The sequence below is a fragment of the Larkinella fluvii genome (genome assembly GCF_051857545.1).
Classification (GTDB): Bacteria; Bacteroidota; Bacteroidia; order Cytophagales; family Spirosomataceae; genus Larkinella.
This window is the reverse complement of record NZ_JBPZHB010000008.1, coordinates 75253-89675: the sequence shown is the minus strand read 5'-3', so window position 1 is coordinate 89675 and position 14423 is coordinate 75253. Positions and strand designations below refer to the sequence as shown.

The 14423-nt window shown below is 50.5% G+C and carries 14 protein-coding genes; 11 read left to right on the top strand and 3 right to left on the bottom strand.

Features of this window, described 5'->3' with window-relative positions; all coding sequences use genetic code 11:
• Window positions 1-86 precede the first annotated feature (86 nt).
• Window positions 87-716, top strand: coding sequence for a 4'-phosphopantetheinyl transferase family protein (locus tag ACS5NO_RS21575; protein ID WP_439417058.1), 630 nt, complete (start codon window positions 87-89; stop codon window positions 714-716).
• Here the strand turns inward: ACS5NO_RS21575 and ACS5NO_RS21570 are convergent.
• Both ACS5NO_RS21570 and ACS5NO_RS21565 read right to left on the bottom strand, forming a co-directional pair.
• The gene (locus ACS5NO_RS21570; protein ID WP_439417057.1) at window positions 713-922 is read right to left on the bottom strand and encodes a DUF4177 domain-containing protein; all 210 of its coding nucleotides are present in this window, start codon (window positions 920-922) and stop codon (window positions 713-715) included. The genes ACS5NO_RS21575 and ACS5NO_RS21570 overlap by 4 nt on opposite strands.
• A gap of 52 nt (window positions 923-974) precedes the next feature.
• Window positions 975-1847 carry a transglutaminase-like domain-containing protein gene (locus ACS5NO_RS21565; protein WP_114407449.1) on the bottom strand — a complete coding sequence of 291 codons (873 nt, stop codon included), beginning with the start codon at window positions 1845-1847 and terminating at the stop codon, window positions 975-977.
• 279 nt (window positions 1848-2126) lie between these two features.
• Here ACS5NO_RS21565 and galE point away from each other — a divergent pair, with 279 nt between their 5' ends.
• From galE to ACS5NO_RS21540, 5 genes are all read left to right on the top strand, one after another.
• Complete coding sequence (galE, locus tag ACS5NO_RS21560) at window positions 2127-3161, top strand: UDP-glucose 4-epimerase GalE (RefSeq protein WP_439417056.1); 1035 nt, start codon at window positions 2127-2129, stop codon at window positions 3159-3161.
• Window positions 3162-3167: 6 nt separating this feature from the next.
• Window positions 3168-4226, top strand: coding sequence for a dTDP-glucose 4,6-dehydratase (gene rfbB / locus ACS5NO_RS21555; protein ID WP_439417055.1), 1059 nt, complete (start codon window positions 3168-3170; stop codon window positions 4224-4226).
• A 102-nt stretch (window positions 4227-4328) separates the two neighbouring features.
• Window positions 4329-5189, top strand: coding sequence for a glucose-1-phosphate thymidylyltransferase RfbA (gene rfbA / locus ACS5NO_RS21550; RefSeq protein WP_150880681.1), 861 nt, complete (start codon window positions 4329-4331; stop codon window positions 5187-5189).
• Window positions 5190-5584: 395 nt separating this feature from the next.
• The gene (locus ACS5NO_RS21545) at window positions 5585-5989 is read left to right on the top strand and encodes a hypothetical protein (protein WP_439417054.1); all 405 of its coding nucleotides are present in this window, start codon (window positions 5585-5587) and stop codon (window positions 5987-5989) included.
• Between the two features lie 866 nt (window positions 5990-6855).
• Window positions 6856-7242 (top strand): hypothetical protein, encoded by a 387-nt coding sequence (locus ACS5NO_RS21540; protein ID WP_439417053.1) that lies wholly within the window; start codon window positions 6856-6858, stop codon window positions 7240-7242.
• Between the two features lie 54 nt (window positions 7243-7296).
• Here the strand turns inward: ACS5NO_RS21540 and ACS5NO_RS21535 are convergent, their stop codons facing one another.
• Window positions 7297-7419, bottom strand: a complete 123-nt coding sequence (locus ACS5NO_RS21535; RefSeq protein WP_439417052.1) for a hypothetical protein — start codon at window positions 7417-7419, stop codon at window positions 7297-7299.
• Window positions 7420-7430: 11 nt separating this feature from the next.
• Between ACS5NO_RS21535 and ACS5NO_RS21530 the strand changes: the two genes are divergently transcribed.
• The 5 genes from ACS5NO_RS21530 (at window position 7431) to odhB (ending at window position 14323) form a co-directional block, all read left to right on the top strand.
• Window positions 7431-7952, top strand: a complete 522-nt coding sequence (locus tag ACS5NO_RS21530; RefSeq protein WP_439417051.1) for a hypothetical protein — start codon at window positions 7431-7433, stop codon at window positions 7950-7952.
• Window positions 7953-8060: 108 nt separating this feature from the next.
• Window positions 8061-8870, top strand: coding sequence for a sensor histidine kinase (locus tag ACS5NO_RS21525; RefSeq protein ID WP_114407306.1), 810 nt, complete (start codon window positions 8061-8063; stop codon window positions 8868-8870).
• Window positions 8871-8980: 110 nt separating this feature from the next.
• A complete protein-coding gene (locus ACS5NO_RS21520) occupies window positions 8981-9649 on the top strand; it encodes a response regulator transcription factor (RefSeq protein ID WP_114407305.1) in 669 nt (222 codons plus the stop codon).
• A gap of 234 nt (window positions 9650-9883) precedes the next feature.
• Complete coding sequence (locus ACS5NO_RS21515; RefSeq protein ID WP_439417050.1) at window positions 9884-12643, top strand: 2-oxoglutarate dehydrogenase E1 component; 2760 nt, start codon at window positions 9884-9886, stop codon at window positions 12641-12643.
• Window positions 12644-12694: 51 nt separating this feature from the next.
• Window positions 12695-14323, top strand: a complete 1629-nt coding sequence (gene odhB, locus ACS5NO_RS21510) for a 2-oxoglutarate dehydrogenase complex dihydrolipoyllysine-residue succinyltransferase (RefSeq protein ID WP_439417049.1) — start codon at window positions 12695-12697, stop codon at window positions 14321-14323.
• Window positions 14324-14423 lie beyond the last annotated feature (100 nt).

Genomic DNA, 14423 nt, shown 5'->3' with positions numbered 1-14423 from the left:
TCGAATGGAAAAGTGAATAACGAACGAACACTTTTCCATTCAGCATTTGAAATTTTACATTTATTATTACATTTTAAATTTGAGGTATGTCCGTTTATCAAACCCATCGACTGGGGGCCGACTGTACGGCGGTGTTGTGGAAAATTGAAGAGAGTGAAGACGACCTGCGCGCGTTGCTAACGCTGACGATGCCGGAGCAACTGGAGCTGGTCGAGATCACCCACCCGGCGCAGCGTGTGGAGTGGCTGGCCTGCCGGGCTGCGGTTCGGGCGCTGGTTCAGTCGCACTGGACCTATTCAGGGTTGTACAAGGACGAATATGGAAAACCGCATCTGATTGGCCTGGCTGCGCATGTTTCGATTTCGCATACTTCCGGCTGGGCGGCTGCGGTGTTGCACCATACCAAAACCGTAGGCATTGACATCGAGCCCTTTCGGGAGCAGTTTATCCGGGTGGTGCCGCGCGTGTTGTCCGACGCAGAAATCAGCCACGCCAACGGTGATCTGCACCGGCTGGCGGTATACTGGTGCGCCAAGGAAGCCCTTTACAAGCTCTACGGCAAACGCCAGCTTACCTTCCGCGAACACCTGCACATCGACCCGTTTGCCGACGGTGCGGGGCTTTTGACGGGCCACGTGCGCCTGCCCGACGATGTGCGGGCGTTAACCATTCATTATTTCGAAACCGGCCCGGGGATGTTAGCGGTAGCGTTCTAAGCCGGTTCGGTGCGTTCGCGTTTTAGAACGAGGATGGCCGCGCGTGACTGGCCTTCGTATTTATTGGTCGCAAAAGAAGACGTAAGTTCCCAACCTTCTTCACCCAATTCATTCAGTCTGGTCGTCAACTCCTGGCTATCAATCTTGCCACCGCTCCAAAAACCGGTTGCTTCGACTTCCAGAATCTGATATTCGAATTTTTTCATGATTACGTTTGGATGAGCTTTTCTCAACTAAGACGTAAGAAGAGGCTATTCGTCACTTATTCGTGTAATCCGACAAGGGCGGAGTGGCATCTTCATCGTAAACCGCATCCAGCAATTGCTCAACTTCTTTCACGCGGCCGGTATCGCCGATTTTCTCGAACGCCAGCATCAGGTTGCGTAGCACGCGCCGGATAATATCCAGGTTCGTGCAGGGCTGGTAGTAGGTGTCGGCGGGTTTGAGGTTCAACTGTCCGATGTAGTGATCGATGTCCGACTTTGAGAACACCAGCCCGCGGTTAAAGACATTGATGTAAAACTGCGTATGGTCCTTTTTATAGGTCAGCACAAATAAACTGGGCAAGTTCACACCGTAGACGGGCAAATCAAGTTGCTGGGCGATCAGCATGTAAATCACACACAGCGAAATGGGGTTGCCGCGCCGGCTTTCCAGCACCACATTGATCATCGAATTGGAAGGCGAATGAAAATGTTTGGTGTTGGCGGCAAATTTCAATTTGTTAAAAAAGACGGTATTTAAGGTTTTGATCTGATCGATGGGGTGCATTTCGGACTTGCCTTCCAGCCACACATCCAGATAGAGTTGCTTGATTTCCAGCCGGATTTTATCGAGCGACAAATCCGGGTATTGATACGTAGCCACAATCCACAAACCTTCCAGCAGGTCGATTCCACCGGTTTCTTTCCAGAGTCTAATTCGATCCAGAACCGACTGGTATTGCAAATCGTGAATTAACTCCTCAATTTTCTTCTGATGAATAGGACTAAAACTATCTTCCCATTCACTTTCCAAATATGGGATCAACTGGCCGCCCAATTCGCGGATTTTTTGTTCAACGTGTTCGGTGATTTCCTGGTCTTCATCGTCCAGCAAAGAAATCAGGGCTTTTATTTCGTTGTCGTTTATCATGCCACTCCAATGGGTTGCGGTCCGGGGTTTTACCGGGCCGGTGCTGCAACGCTATAACCCGAAGATAAAAACTTATTTTTAGAAACCTACTGAATTTTATACTTTTGCCCCGCAAGAAACAGGCTGTATCCGAATTCTTAACACGATTTTATAAAAAATGATTTTCTTGTCCGGCGTGGGCGACAATCCGGATCGGTCAACCATAGCGGCAGGTTTTTTGCACTGTTCAATACCGTACTCAACGTTTGAAATAACGCCTTAAATGCAATTACCCTCATGAAAATCTTAGTCACTGGCGGAGCCGGTTTTATTGGTTCGCACACGGTTGTCGAACTGCTGAACGCGGGATTCGAACCCGTCATTATCGACAATTTTTCCAACTCGAACCGCTCGGCACTGGCGGGCCTGCGCCAGATTCTGAACCAGGATGTTCCGTTCTACGAAGCGGATTGCAACGATGCCGAAGCGCTCGACGCAATCTTTGAAAAAGAGAATTTTCGGGGGGTGATTCACTTCGCGGCTCACAAGGCAGTTGGCGAATCGGTGGCAAAACCGCTGATGTATTACCGCAACAACCTCGACTCAACTTTGTTGTTACTGGAAACCATGCAGCGGTATGGCGTTCCGAACCTGGTTTTCTCGTCGTCGTGTACGGTGTACGGTCAACCCGAACACCTGCCCGTGACGGAGGAAACGCCCCGGTTGCCGGCGCAGTCACCCTACGGTAACACCAAGGCCATTTGCGAAGACATCATCCGGGATACCGTCAAGGCGGGCGGACCTGTCAAATCGATTGCGCTGCGGTATTTTAATCCGATGGGGGCGCATCCGTCCGGGCTGATCGGCGAATTGCCGCTGGGCGTTCCGGGTAATCTGGTGCCGTTCATTACCCAGACAGCCGCCGGTATTCGCGAGAAACTGACGGTTCACGGGGGAGATTATGACACTGTCGACGGGACTTGCATCCGGGATTACATTCACGTGGTCGATCTGGCCAAAGCGCACGTTCAGGCGCTGCGGTTGCTCGATTCGCGCGAGGAAGCCAGTTATTACGATGTTTTTAACGTAGGCACGGGCAACGGGCAAACCGTTCTGGAACTGATCCAGACGTTTGAAAAAGTGAACAACATCAAACTGAATTATTCGATTGGCCCGCGCCGTCCGGGCGACGTGGAGAAAATCTACGCACAGGTCGATAAAGTCAATAACGTGATGGGCTGGCGCGCCGAAAAAAACCTGGCCGAAGGGCTGCAGGACGCGTGGCGCTGGGAACAAAATTTGCAACTGAAAAACTCAATCGTTTCGGAGTAAAAACGTATGTCTAAAAAGATTCTGATTACCGGCGGAGCCGGCTTCATTGGTTCACACGTCGTTCGGCTGTTTGTGACAAAATATCCAGATTATCAGGTTGTTAATCTGGATAAACTGACTTATGCCGGTAATCTCGCCAACCTCACGGATATTGAAAATGCGCCGAATTATACCTTTGTCAAAGGGGATATTACGGAGGCATCGTTTCTGGAGCAACTGTTTCAGGACCATGCCTTCGATGGCGTCATCCACCTGGCCGCCGAATCGCACGTCGACCGGTCGATCACCGACCCGATGGCATTCGTGCTGACCAACGTCGTGGGAACCGTCAACCTGCTGAATGCAGCCAAAAATAGCTGGAAGGCCGACTTCGCCGGCAAACGCTTCTACCACGTCTCGACCGACGAGGTCTATGGGTCGCTGCACAATCCGGAAGATTTCTTCACCGAAACCACCTCCTACGATCCGCAGTCGCCCTATTCGGCTTCCAAAGCCGCTTCGGATCACTTCGTGCGCGCCTACGGCAATACCTACGGCCTGCCCATCGTGCTGTCGAACTGCTCCAACAACTACGGCCCCAATCACTTCCCCGAGAAGCTCATTCCGCTGATGATCCATAACATCCAGACCAACAAGCCCTTGCCGGTCTATGGCAAAGGTGAGAACGTGCGGGACTGGTTGTATGTCATCGACCACGCGCGGGCCATCGACACGATTTACCACAACGGCAAAACCGGCGAAACCTACAACATCGGCGGTTTCAACGAGTGGAAAAACATCGATCTGGTGCATCTGCTGTGTGGCATCATGGACCGGAAACTGGGTCGGGCCGAAGGCACCTCCGCCCAGTTGATCACCTACGTGACCGACCGCGCCGGCCATGACCTGCGCTACGCCATCGACGCCCACAAGCTGATGAACGAGCTGGGCTGGGAGCCTTCGCTGCAGTTTGAAGAAGGCCTGGAAAAAACAGTCGACTGGTTTTTAGCCAACCAGGACTGGCTCGAAAACGTCACCTCGGGCGCCTATCAGAAGTATTACGATTCCATGTACGAAAACCGATAATTAATTGTGAATGAGTGAATGAGTGATTGAGTGAATGGACAAGCGTGATCTTTGATCCTATTCACTCAATCACTCATTCGCTCATTCACTCATTAAAAAACTATGAAAGGCATCATTCTGGCCGGGGGCTCCGGTACGCGACTGCACCCGTTGACGCTGGCCGTCAGCAAGCAACTCATGCCGGTTTACGACAAACCGATGATCTATTATCCGTTGTCGATTCTGCTGCTGGCAGGCATCCGCGAGATTCTGATCATCTCGACTCCGCACGATCTGCCGCACTTCAAAAAACTGCTGGGTGATGGCTCGCAGGTGGGCTGTTCGTTCGCCTATGCCGAACAACCGCTGCCGAACGGGCTGGCGCAGGCTTTCGTGATCGGCGAAGAGTTTATCGGCGATGACAAGGTGGCGCTGATTCTGGGCGACAACATCTTCTACGGTTCGGGGCTGTCGAAACTGCTGCAGGCTAACAATGATCCCGATGGCGGGGTGGTGTTTGCCTACAAGGTGAACGATCCGGAGCGGTATGGAGTGGTGGAATTCGACGATGATAATAAAGCGTTGTCGATCGAAGAGAAGCCGGAGCAGCCCAAGTCGAACTACGCCGTGCCGGGCTTGTATTTTTATGACAACGAAGTGGTCAAGATTGCCAAAGAGCTGGCCCCCAGTCCGCGGGGCGAATACGAGATCACGGACGTCAACAAGGTGTATCTGGAGCGTCAGAAGCTGAAAGTAGGGATTCTGGATCGGGGGACGGCGTGGCTGGACACGGGCACGTTTGTGTCGCTGATGCAGGCGGGTCAGTTTGTGCAGGTGATCGAGGAGCGTCAGGGGATGAAAATCGGCTCGATCGAGGAGGTAGCTTACCGGATGGGCTACATCGACGCGGAGCAACTGAAAACCATTGCGCAGCCGCTGGTGAAAAGCGGCTACGGACAGTATTTACTGAATTTGCTGAAGTAACCAAAAAGATTGGTTGAGACCAGGGGAGTGAAGACTTGACGAATGATTTTTAAATCATTCGTCAAGTCTTCACTCCCTTTTTTCCTAAAAAAAAAGCCTGGACAACGTCCTGGCCTTTTCCAAACCTAACCTATGAGATGAGAAAATCAGCTCATCCTATCGGAGACAGGACGCACCGACTCTCTGCAAATGTGCAGGGAAGATAATAAGAATGGTAGAGAAGAAATATAGGAACGGGAAAGAAGAAATACTTTTTTTTACCAGATGGTGACAAAACACGGAAAAGTACGGGATATTCCCTGAATGGTTACGTATTTATACTTGATTTTCCCGGCCCTCTACCCATCCCAATCGAATTCATTTTAACTTGGTAAAGCAAATTAATCTGCTCTACCATGCAAGAACCGCGTAAACCCTCCGACAAATTTCACGGCGATGTTGGCACCTTCATCACGGCTGCTGATGCCAAAGGCCGTACCCGCCTGCACCGCGTTTACGAAGAAGAAAAGCTGGGACTCAAGCCCGAAGAAGTTACGAAAGCGGAGTTTTTCGGCATCAACCGCATCAGCAAGTTGATGGGCCGTAAAGATTGTGTCGGCATCCGGGTGTATTACGGCAGACGCTACGAAGACGCCGATGGTGACCCCACCACCAAAGACGAAGGCGCACTCAAACCCCGGCTGGTGTTGGTGGGTGTCCGCGCCGACGGTTCCGATATCTTCGAAGATACCGAAGGATTGAAAGATAGGGGAGATGGTGATGCGCTGGCGGATGGCATGCCGTGTCCACAGTCTTGCTAATCTCAAACATTCAAAAAATGAAATGTTAGAAAGATTTTTTAAGCTATACTTAGAACATCCTTTAGAATTAGTAAATGATTTGGTCACTTTATGGCCTATTTTTTTAGGGATATTTTATGCCAATTCCAAGAACAAGGAGATAAGGTTCCTGATTATATATTTCATATTATTGTTTTCTAGGAATCTTATCTCTAATGTCTACGCCACATACCGATTGAATAATTTATTTTTGTATAACTCTTTCAGTTTTGTTGAAGTTATTATTTTGTTTTTGTTGTACTACTATAGTATTAACAGGAATTTGTTTAAAAAGACTGCGCTCATAGGATGTATCTTTGTTATTTTAAATAATATTATTTTCTGGGAAAGAAATGAATTTTCGCCTGGTATTTTTACTATAACCAGGATTTACGGTTTATTTATTGCATTGCTATATTTTGTGGATTTGTTGGCAGAGATGAAAGTGAAAAATATTCTAAAACATCCTTTGTTCTGGATCAGTAGTGGAATTATTATTCAATCGACAGGTACACTTTTAATCTTTCTTTTTTCTAAAATAATTTTATCCACCCAGGCTTCGCCAGATATTTTTTTTCAATATTGGAATTTTATATTAGTGATGTATATGGTTTTTTGTTTATTGGTTTCAATCGGTTTCTGGGTCAGCAAATACGATAAAGAAAATTATACTTGATTAATGAGTGTCATAACCCATTAAGAAGCAGGGCCGGAAGATCGAAAACCACCAAAAAGAGTCGTGCCATCTCTTTCCGTTCACTCAAAGCTGATTGCTTTCCACCACAAGCCTGTGCAACTTTGGGCAACGATTTTGAAACCTCACAAGTCCATTAAAACCTCTTTTTATCATGAGTAATATAAACCCCGGTGCGGGACGCTTTATTTCCAAAGACGAAGCCGATCAGTTCAAAGGCGCTTACCAGGAACGCAAAAAACAACAACAGATTCCGCAGGCCGACACGGTTCGCTCCGAGTTTTTTGGCAGCGATAATTTGCGGCAAATCCTGGATCAGCCGGGCTGCATCGGCATCCGGGTTTATCACGCCAAACGCCGGGAAACCGTCAACGGAAATGAACACCTGGTGCCGCGCGTTGTGTTGGTGGGCATCGACAAAAGTGGCCGGGAAATTCTGGAATTGACCGTTCCTGCCGAAGCCGGAATGAAAGATATGCCGTCCGGTCGTGAAGGGCAGTTAGCCGACGGGCCGATATGTCCGCCGGAGTGTAATCCGTAGGGAAATAGAAGTCTGTTGAAATGATGATTGATCATCCTTACGTTAAGTTAATACTCAAGTATCCGGATTCATTTTTGCCAGATCTGTTCCTCTTGCTAGCCATTGGAACAGGTCTGGTGAATTATTTTTTTCTGGACAAGCCAAACCGATGGTTGTTACGAATGTTAATTTTTTCATTCGTAATCAGTTTGATCCAAATCCACGATGCCGCCTTTCGCCAGAATAACTTATACCTCTATAATTTAAATTCGCTCGTTGAAATGAGCGGTTTTGCCGTAGCGTACTGGATCGAGCTAAAATCCCGGCGGAACCGGACGCTGATTGTAGGCGGTTTTGTGATCTACCTATTGGTGTTCCTGTACGACTTTAGCTGGACCCATTTTGCCGGGGTTGCCCTTGGTGTTCAACGAATCATCATGATTGTGTATGCACTGCTGTATTTTCATTATATCCTGACGAAGATGCAGATCCAGAATTTATTGATTCATTCCATGTTCTGGGTGAGCGCCGGAGCCATTGTCCACGCGGCTGGCACGCTGTTTGTTTTTCTGTTCGTCAAGGTGACGTTGGGAGACCTGAGTTCAAACGGCAGTTACTATTTATACATTACCATTGTCCGAACGTTCTCGGCTTTTTTCTACCTGGTCCTTCTCGTCAGTTTCTGGCTCCGCCGACGGGAATTTCGGGTAACGGACCGGCTGACCGTTTAATACATCGTTCTTGCGGTTCTGGTGCCAGAGTTTTATATTTCGCAAATTGGTTTAATTATCCCCGTGTATGGGAACGCACTTCGCTTCGGGCTCGCTGTGAACGAGGACATGAAATTATATATTGCCGTAGGAACGGCCGTTTTGCTGGTGATGGCGATTTTCATCATCGTATTTGTCGCCTATTACCAACAAAAACAAATCCGTCAGCAACTGATTCTGAAGGAATGGCAGGAGAAATACCGCAAAGGTCTCCTGGCTGCCACCCTTCAGGCGCAGGAACACGAACGCCGGCGGATTGCGCAGGATTTGCACGACGAGATCGGTACGATGTTGTCGGTCACCAAGTTGAGTCTGAATCAGTTGGGCCGAACTGTTGAACACAATGACCCCGGTTCGACGGTATTGGTGCAGAAAACCCGCTCGCTTCTCGACGAAACCATTGCCAACGTCCGGCGCATCAGCCGCGATCTGGTGCCCACCACCCTCGAACGCTTCGGCCTCGTTTCGGCCCTCGAAGAACTGGCCGAAAAAGCCAGCAACGGCGAAGTCCACGTCGAGTTGTCGTGTTCGGATAAAATGCCGACCTTGCTTCCGCAACTGGATCTGACGTTGTTTCGCATTGCGCAGGAATTGATCAATAACGCCATCAAACACGCCAATGCCGAAAACATCATCATCGATCTGCACTGCCAGCCCACCGGAATTTTGCTGTCGGTGATCGACGACGGGCGCGGTTTTGATCTGGACGAAATTCTGAAAGACAAAAAGCGTGGGTTGGGTCTGCGAAATATCGAAAGCCGCCTGAACGTCATCGACGGGCATGTTACGTTTGACGTGGAAGAAGGCCGCGGTTCCCGGATACACATCCAGGTTAAAAATTTGAAACCGGAAGTAGAGGTTGAAGTGGAAGCGGTATAGAATAGATGGTTAAAATGGTTGAATGGTTAAAATGGTTAAAAGCATGGCTTGCCAATTAATCATTTTTAACCATCCAGCCATTTCAACCATCTTTAACCATAACCCTAACCATGAAAAAGATCAAGATTGCGTTAGCCGACGATCATAATTTATTCCGGAAAGGAATGGCTTCCGTGTTGAGCCAGGTGCCTGATTTTGAACTGGTGCTCGAAGCCAGCAACGGACAGGAACTGATCGACAAACTCACCCGCCGAATGCCCGACGTGGTGTTGCTCGATCTGGAAATGCCGGTGATGGACGGCATTGCCACCACGGAATACATCCGGGAAAACCACCCCGACGTCAAAATCATCATGCTGACCATGCACGATGAAGACCGGTTTGTGCTCCATTTGCTCGAAAAAGGCGTGAGCGGATACGTTCTGAAAGATGCGGATCTGGACGAAGTGGAAAAAGCCGTTCACCGGGTGATGGACGACGGCGTGTACCTGAACGACTTCGTTTCCAAGGTCATGCACCGGAAAATGGTGAACAAACCCACCACCGTTATCAAGCAAACCTCCACCTCGACACTCTATAATAGCAAGGTGCTGCTGTCGGAGCGTGAGAAAGAAGTGCTTAAATTGATTTGCGAAGGGCTATCGACGGCCGAAATCAGTGAGAAAATCTTCCTCAGTCCGCGCACGGTCGAAGGCCACCGCCTGCGGATTCTGGAAAAAACCGGTACGAAAAACACGGCGGGGATGGTGGCCTACGCGTTCAAGAATAACCTGGTATAGGCAGGAAAAAGAAAAAAGGAAGAAAGCAGGAATCGAAGCGTGGATCAGGCGGCCGTTAGAGGCCCTTTTATCCGGTCTTCGTTTCCTGCTTTCTTCCTTTTTTTTAACTTATTTCGAGCGGCTCTTGTTACCAAAGCAAAACTGTAGGTGTATTTATAAAGAATTGAATAAATAGAAGACATCTTTCTATTTGATCGTTTAACTTTGCCATTCGAACATGGGTGATCCCGAATTATGGACAGATTCTCGTATATAGCTAACTCAGAAGCAGCCTACATCGACGATTTATACCGGGCTTATAAACAAGACCCCGGCTCAGTGGATGGAAGCTGGCAAAAATTTTTTGAAGGTTTTGAATTTTCCCAGTCATACGGCGAAAATGGGAATGGCAACGGCCACAGCAACGCCGACCAAACGACTGCAAAACCGGTTATTGACACCAAACACGCAGAAAAGGAAGTATCGGTAGCCAGTCTGATAAAAGCCTATCGCTCGCGGGGGCACCTTTTGGCCAAAACCAACCCCATCCGGAACCGGAAAGACCGCAGTCCGCGGATTGGTCTGGAAGATTATGCCCTGACCGAAGCCGACCTCGACACGGTTTTTGATGCCGGAACACTGCTGGGAATCGGACCGAGTTCGCTGCGGAAAATCATGGAATCGCTGGAGAAAATTTATGCCGGCACCATCGGTTTCGAGTATATGTATATCCGGGAGATTGATGTCAAAAACTGGCTTCGGAACAAAATCGAGAAAGAAGCGCTGGTTTTTGACCCAACGATTGAGGAGAAAAAACGGATTCTGAAAAAACTGAACGAAGCGACGGTTTTTGAGAACTTCCTGCATACCAAATATTTAGGTCAGAAGCGGTTCTCGCTCGAAGGGGGAGAAACCACCATTCCGGCCTTGGACGCCATCATCAACTACGCGTCGGAACTGGGCGTTGAAGAGGTTATGATCGGGATGGCACACCGGGGCCGTCTGAACGTACTCGTCAACATCCTGGGCAAATCCTACGAAAGCGTTTTCAGCGGTTTTGAAGGCAACGTTCCCGATCAGGTGTTTGGCGACGGTGACGTGAAATACCACCTGGGCTATTCGAGCCTGATCGAATCGTCGACAGGTAAGCAGATCAGCCTGAAACTGGCCCCGAATCCGTCGCACCTGGAAGCGGTTAATCCGATCATCGAAGGGTTCGTACGGGCGCAGGCCGATGAAGAATACGCGGGCAATTTCGACAAGATCATGCCGATCCTGATCCACGGCGATGCGGCTGTGGCGGGTCAGGGCATTGTGTATGAAGTGACCCAGATGGCGAAACTGGCCGGTTACCAAACTGGTGGAACGCTCCATTTCGTGATTAACAACCAGGTTGGTTTTACGACTGATTTTGAAGACGCCCGTTCGTCGATTTATTGCTCGGATGTTGCCAAAATCATCGATGCTCCGGTTTTTCACGTCAACGGCGATGATCCGGAAGCGGTGGTTTTCTGTGCCAAACTGGCGGTCGAATTCCGGGAAAAATTCAACCGGGATGTCATTATCGACATGGTCTGTTATCGTCGCTACGGGCACAACGAATCGGACGAGCCCAAGTTTACGCAGCCAACGATGTACAGTATCATCGAAAAACACGCCAATCCCCGCGAAATATATAACAAAAGCCTGATCGACCGGGGTGAGGTTGATGCCCAACTGGCGTCGACCATGGATGCCGAATTCAAGAAAGAGTTGCAGGATCGGCTCGATATGGTGAAGCAAAAGGCCGAAATTCCGTACAAACCACTGCGGTTGGATCGGGAGTGGGCCGAGTTGCGGGTGAGTACGCCGGAAGATTTCGAACGGTCGCCCGAAACCGGCGTGCCGATGGAGACGCTCGAAAAAATTGGAAACGCGCTCGTCACGATTCCGACCGGTTTCAAACCGCTCAAGCAAATCGATAAACTCCTGAAAGACCGTCGGCAGATGGTTTTTGAGAACAAGCAGGTCAACTGGGGTACGGCGGAATTGCTGGCCTACGGATCCATTCTGCTTGAAAATAAAGTGGTTCGGTTGAGTGGTCAGGATGTGCAGCGCGGAACATTTTCGCACCGCCATGCCGTTCTGCACGATTCGGAAACCAACCAGTCGTATAGCTTGCTGGATCACATTCAGGATGGTCAGCAGAAAATGCAGATTTACAACTCCCTGTTGTCGGAATACGGTGTGCTGGGCTTCGAGTTCGGCTATGCCATGGCCACACCCCACGCGCTGGTGATCTGGGAAGCCCAGTTTGGTGATTTCTCCAACGGTGCCCAGGTGATCATCGACCAGTTTATATCGTCCGGTGAATCGAAATGGGGATTGATGAACGGTCTGGTGATGTTGTTGCCCCACGGCTACGAAGGCCAGGGACCGGAACACTCCAACGCCCGTCCGGAGCGCTACCTGCAACTGTCGGCGGAATACAACATGGTGGTGGCTAACGTGACCACCCCGGCCAACTTCTTCCACCTGATGCGTCGTCAGTTGACCTGGCCGTTCCGCAAACCGCTGGTCGTGATGTCGCCCAAATCATTATTGCGCCACCCGCAAGTAGTTTCGCCCCTGGAAGATCTTACCAAGGGGAGTTTCAAGGAAGTGCTGCCCGACGGTTTTGCCACGGGTAAGAAAGTAAAACGGATTCTGCTCTGTACCGGTAAAATTTATTACGAATTGCTCGAAAAACAGCAGGCAGATAAGCGGGAAGATGTGGCCATCATTCGGTTGGAACAATTGCATCCGTTCCCGCAGAAGCAACTGGACGCCATCCTGGGTGGATACAGCAAAACCGCTGAACTGGTTTGGGTGCAGGAAGAACCGTCGAACATGGGCGCCTGGACGTTCTTACTGCGTTCGGCTCTGGATTTGAAACTGCGCGGCATTACGCGGAAAAACAGCGCGTCGCCCGCAACCGGGTATTCCAAAGTCCACGCTCAGGAGCAGGCCGACATCATCCGCCGGGCGTTTGAATAAGAGTTTACGGTTCCCAATCGCGGGTAACTGACAACTGAAAACTAAGAGAAAATGGCAATAGAAATGAAAGTACCCCCGGTTGGGGAGTCCATTACGGAAGTAACCGTTGGGGCATGGCATAAGAAAGAGGGCGATTCGGTGAAGAGAGACGAGGTGTTGTGCGAACTGGAATCGGACAAAGCATCGTTTGAGTTTCCTGCCGAAGCCGACGGCGTGTTGCACATCATGGCACAGGAAGGCGATGTGTTGCCCATCGGTGCGGTTTTGTGTACCATCGAAGCAGCGGGAGCGTCCAATGGCGCGGCTCCTGCCCCGAAAGCTGAAGCGCCAGCAGAGCCAAAACCGGCTGAACAACCGGCACCGGCTCCTCAACCCGAAGCGGCCAAACCCGAACCAGCCCCCCAACCGGCTCCTGAACCCGCTGCTGCCGCAGCCTCGAAAAGCATTGAAATGAAAGTGCCCCCGGTTGGCGAGTCGATCACGGAAGTGACGATTGCTTCCTGGAATAAAAAAGACGGTGATCAGGTCGCTTTGGACGAGGTTCTCTGCGAACTCGAATCCGATAAAGCCACGTTTGAGTTGCCGTCAGAAGCTGCCGGTACCCTCCGGATTGTGGCCGAAGCCGGTGCAACCCTGGCGATTGGTGCCGTGATCTGCCGGATTGAAGTGGGTGCCAGTGTTGCCCAACCCGCTGCCCAATCTGCACCTGCTCCGGCATCTCAGCCAGCCGCACAGCCTGCAGCCGCTCCGGCCGATGGCTACGCGGCCAATCACCCGTCGCCGGTGGCCGCCAAGATTCTGGCCGAAAAAGGCATCGACCCGAAAGAAGTCAACGGCACCGGTATTGGTGGCCGGATTATGAAGGAAGATGCGGTGAAAGCCGAAAAACCGGCAGCACCCGCTCCGCAACCGGCGGCCGCTCCCGCCCCCAAACCTGCCCCTGCTCCGGTCGCTTCGGCTCCGGCCCCCGCTGGTGGAAACCGGGGACAACGGCGTGAACGCATGAGCTCGTTGCGGAAAACCATTGCGCGCCGGTTGGTAGCCGTCAAAAATGAAACGGCCATGCTGACGACCTTCAACGAGGTCGACATGAAACCGATCATGGATTTGCGGGCCAAATACAAGGATAAGTTCAAGGACAAAAATGCGGTTGGTTTGGGCTTCATGTCGTTCTTCACCAAAGCAATTTGTATTGCCTTGCAGGACTTCCCGAATGTGAATGCCACGATTGACGGCGATTCGATTGTCTACAACGATTACTGTGATATTTCCATCGCCGTATCAACGGAGCGTGGTCTGGTGGTGCCGGTAATCCGGAATGCCGAGAGCATGGACTTTGCCGGAATCGAAAAGGAAATTATCCGGCTGGCGGTTCTGGCACGGGATAACAAACTGACGATCGAGCAGATGACCGGTGGTACGTTCACGATCACCAATGGCGGTATTTTCGGCTCGATGTTGTCGACGCCGATCATCAACGCCCCGCAGTCGGCGATTCTGGGGATGCACAACATCGTGGAACGGGCGGTGGTGGTCAACGGCGAAATTGTCGTGCGCCCGATCATGTACGTGGCCCTCTCGTACGATCACCGCATCATCGATGGCAAAGACTCCGTGAGCTTCTTGGTTCGCGTAAAACAGTTGCTGGAAGATCCGGCGCGGATTTTACTGGGCGTATAAAAATACCAGTAGGACGGATTGTAAAACCGCTTTTCGAGCCAGAAAATGCTCGTTGGCTGAGCGGTTTACACTCCGTCCTACATTTGTATAGAGACCATTT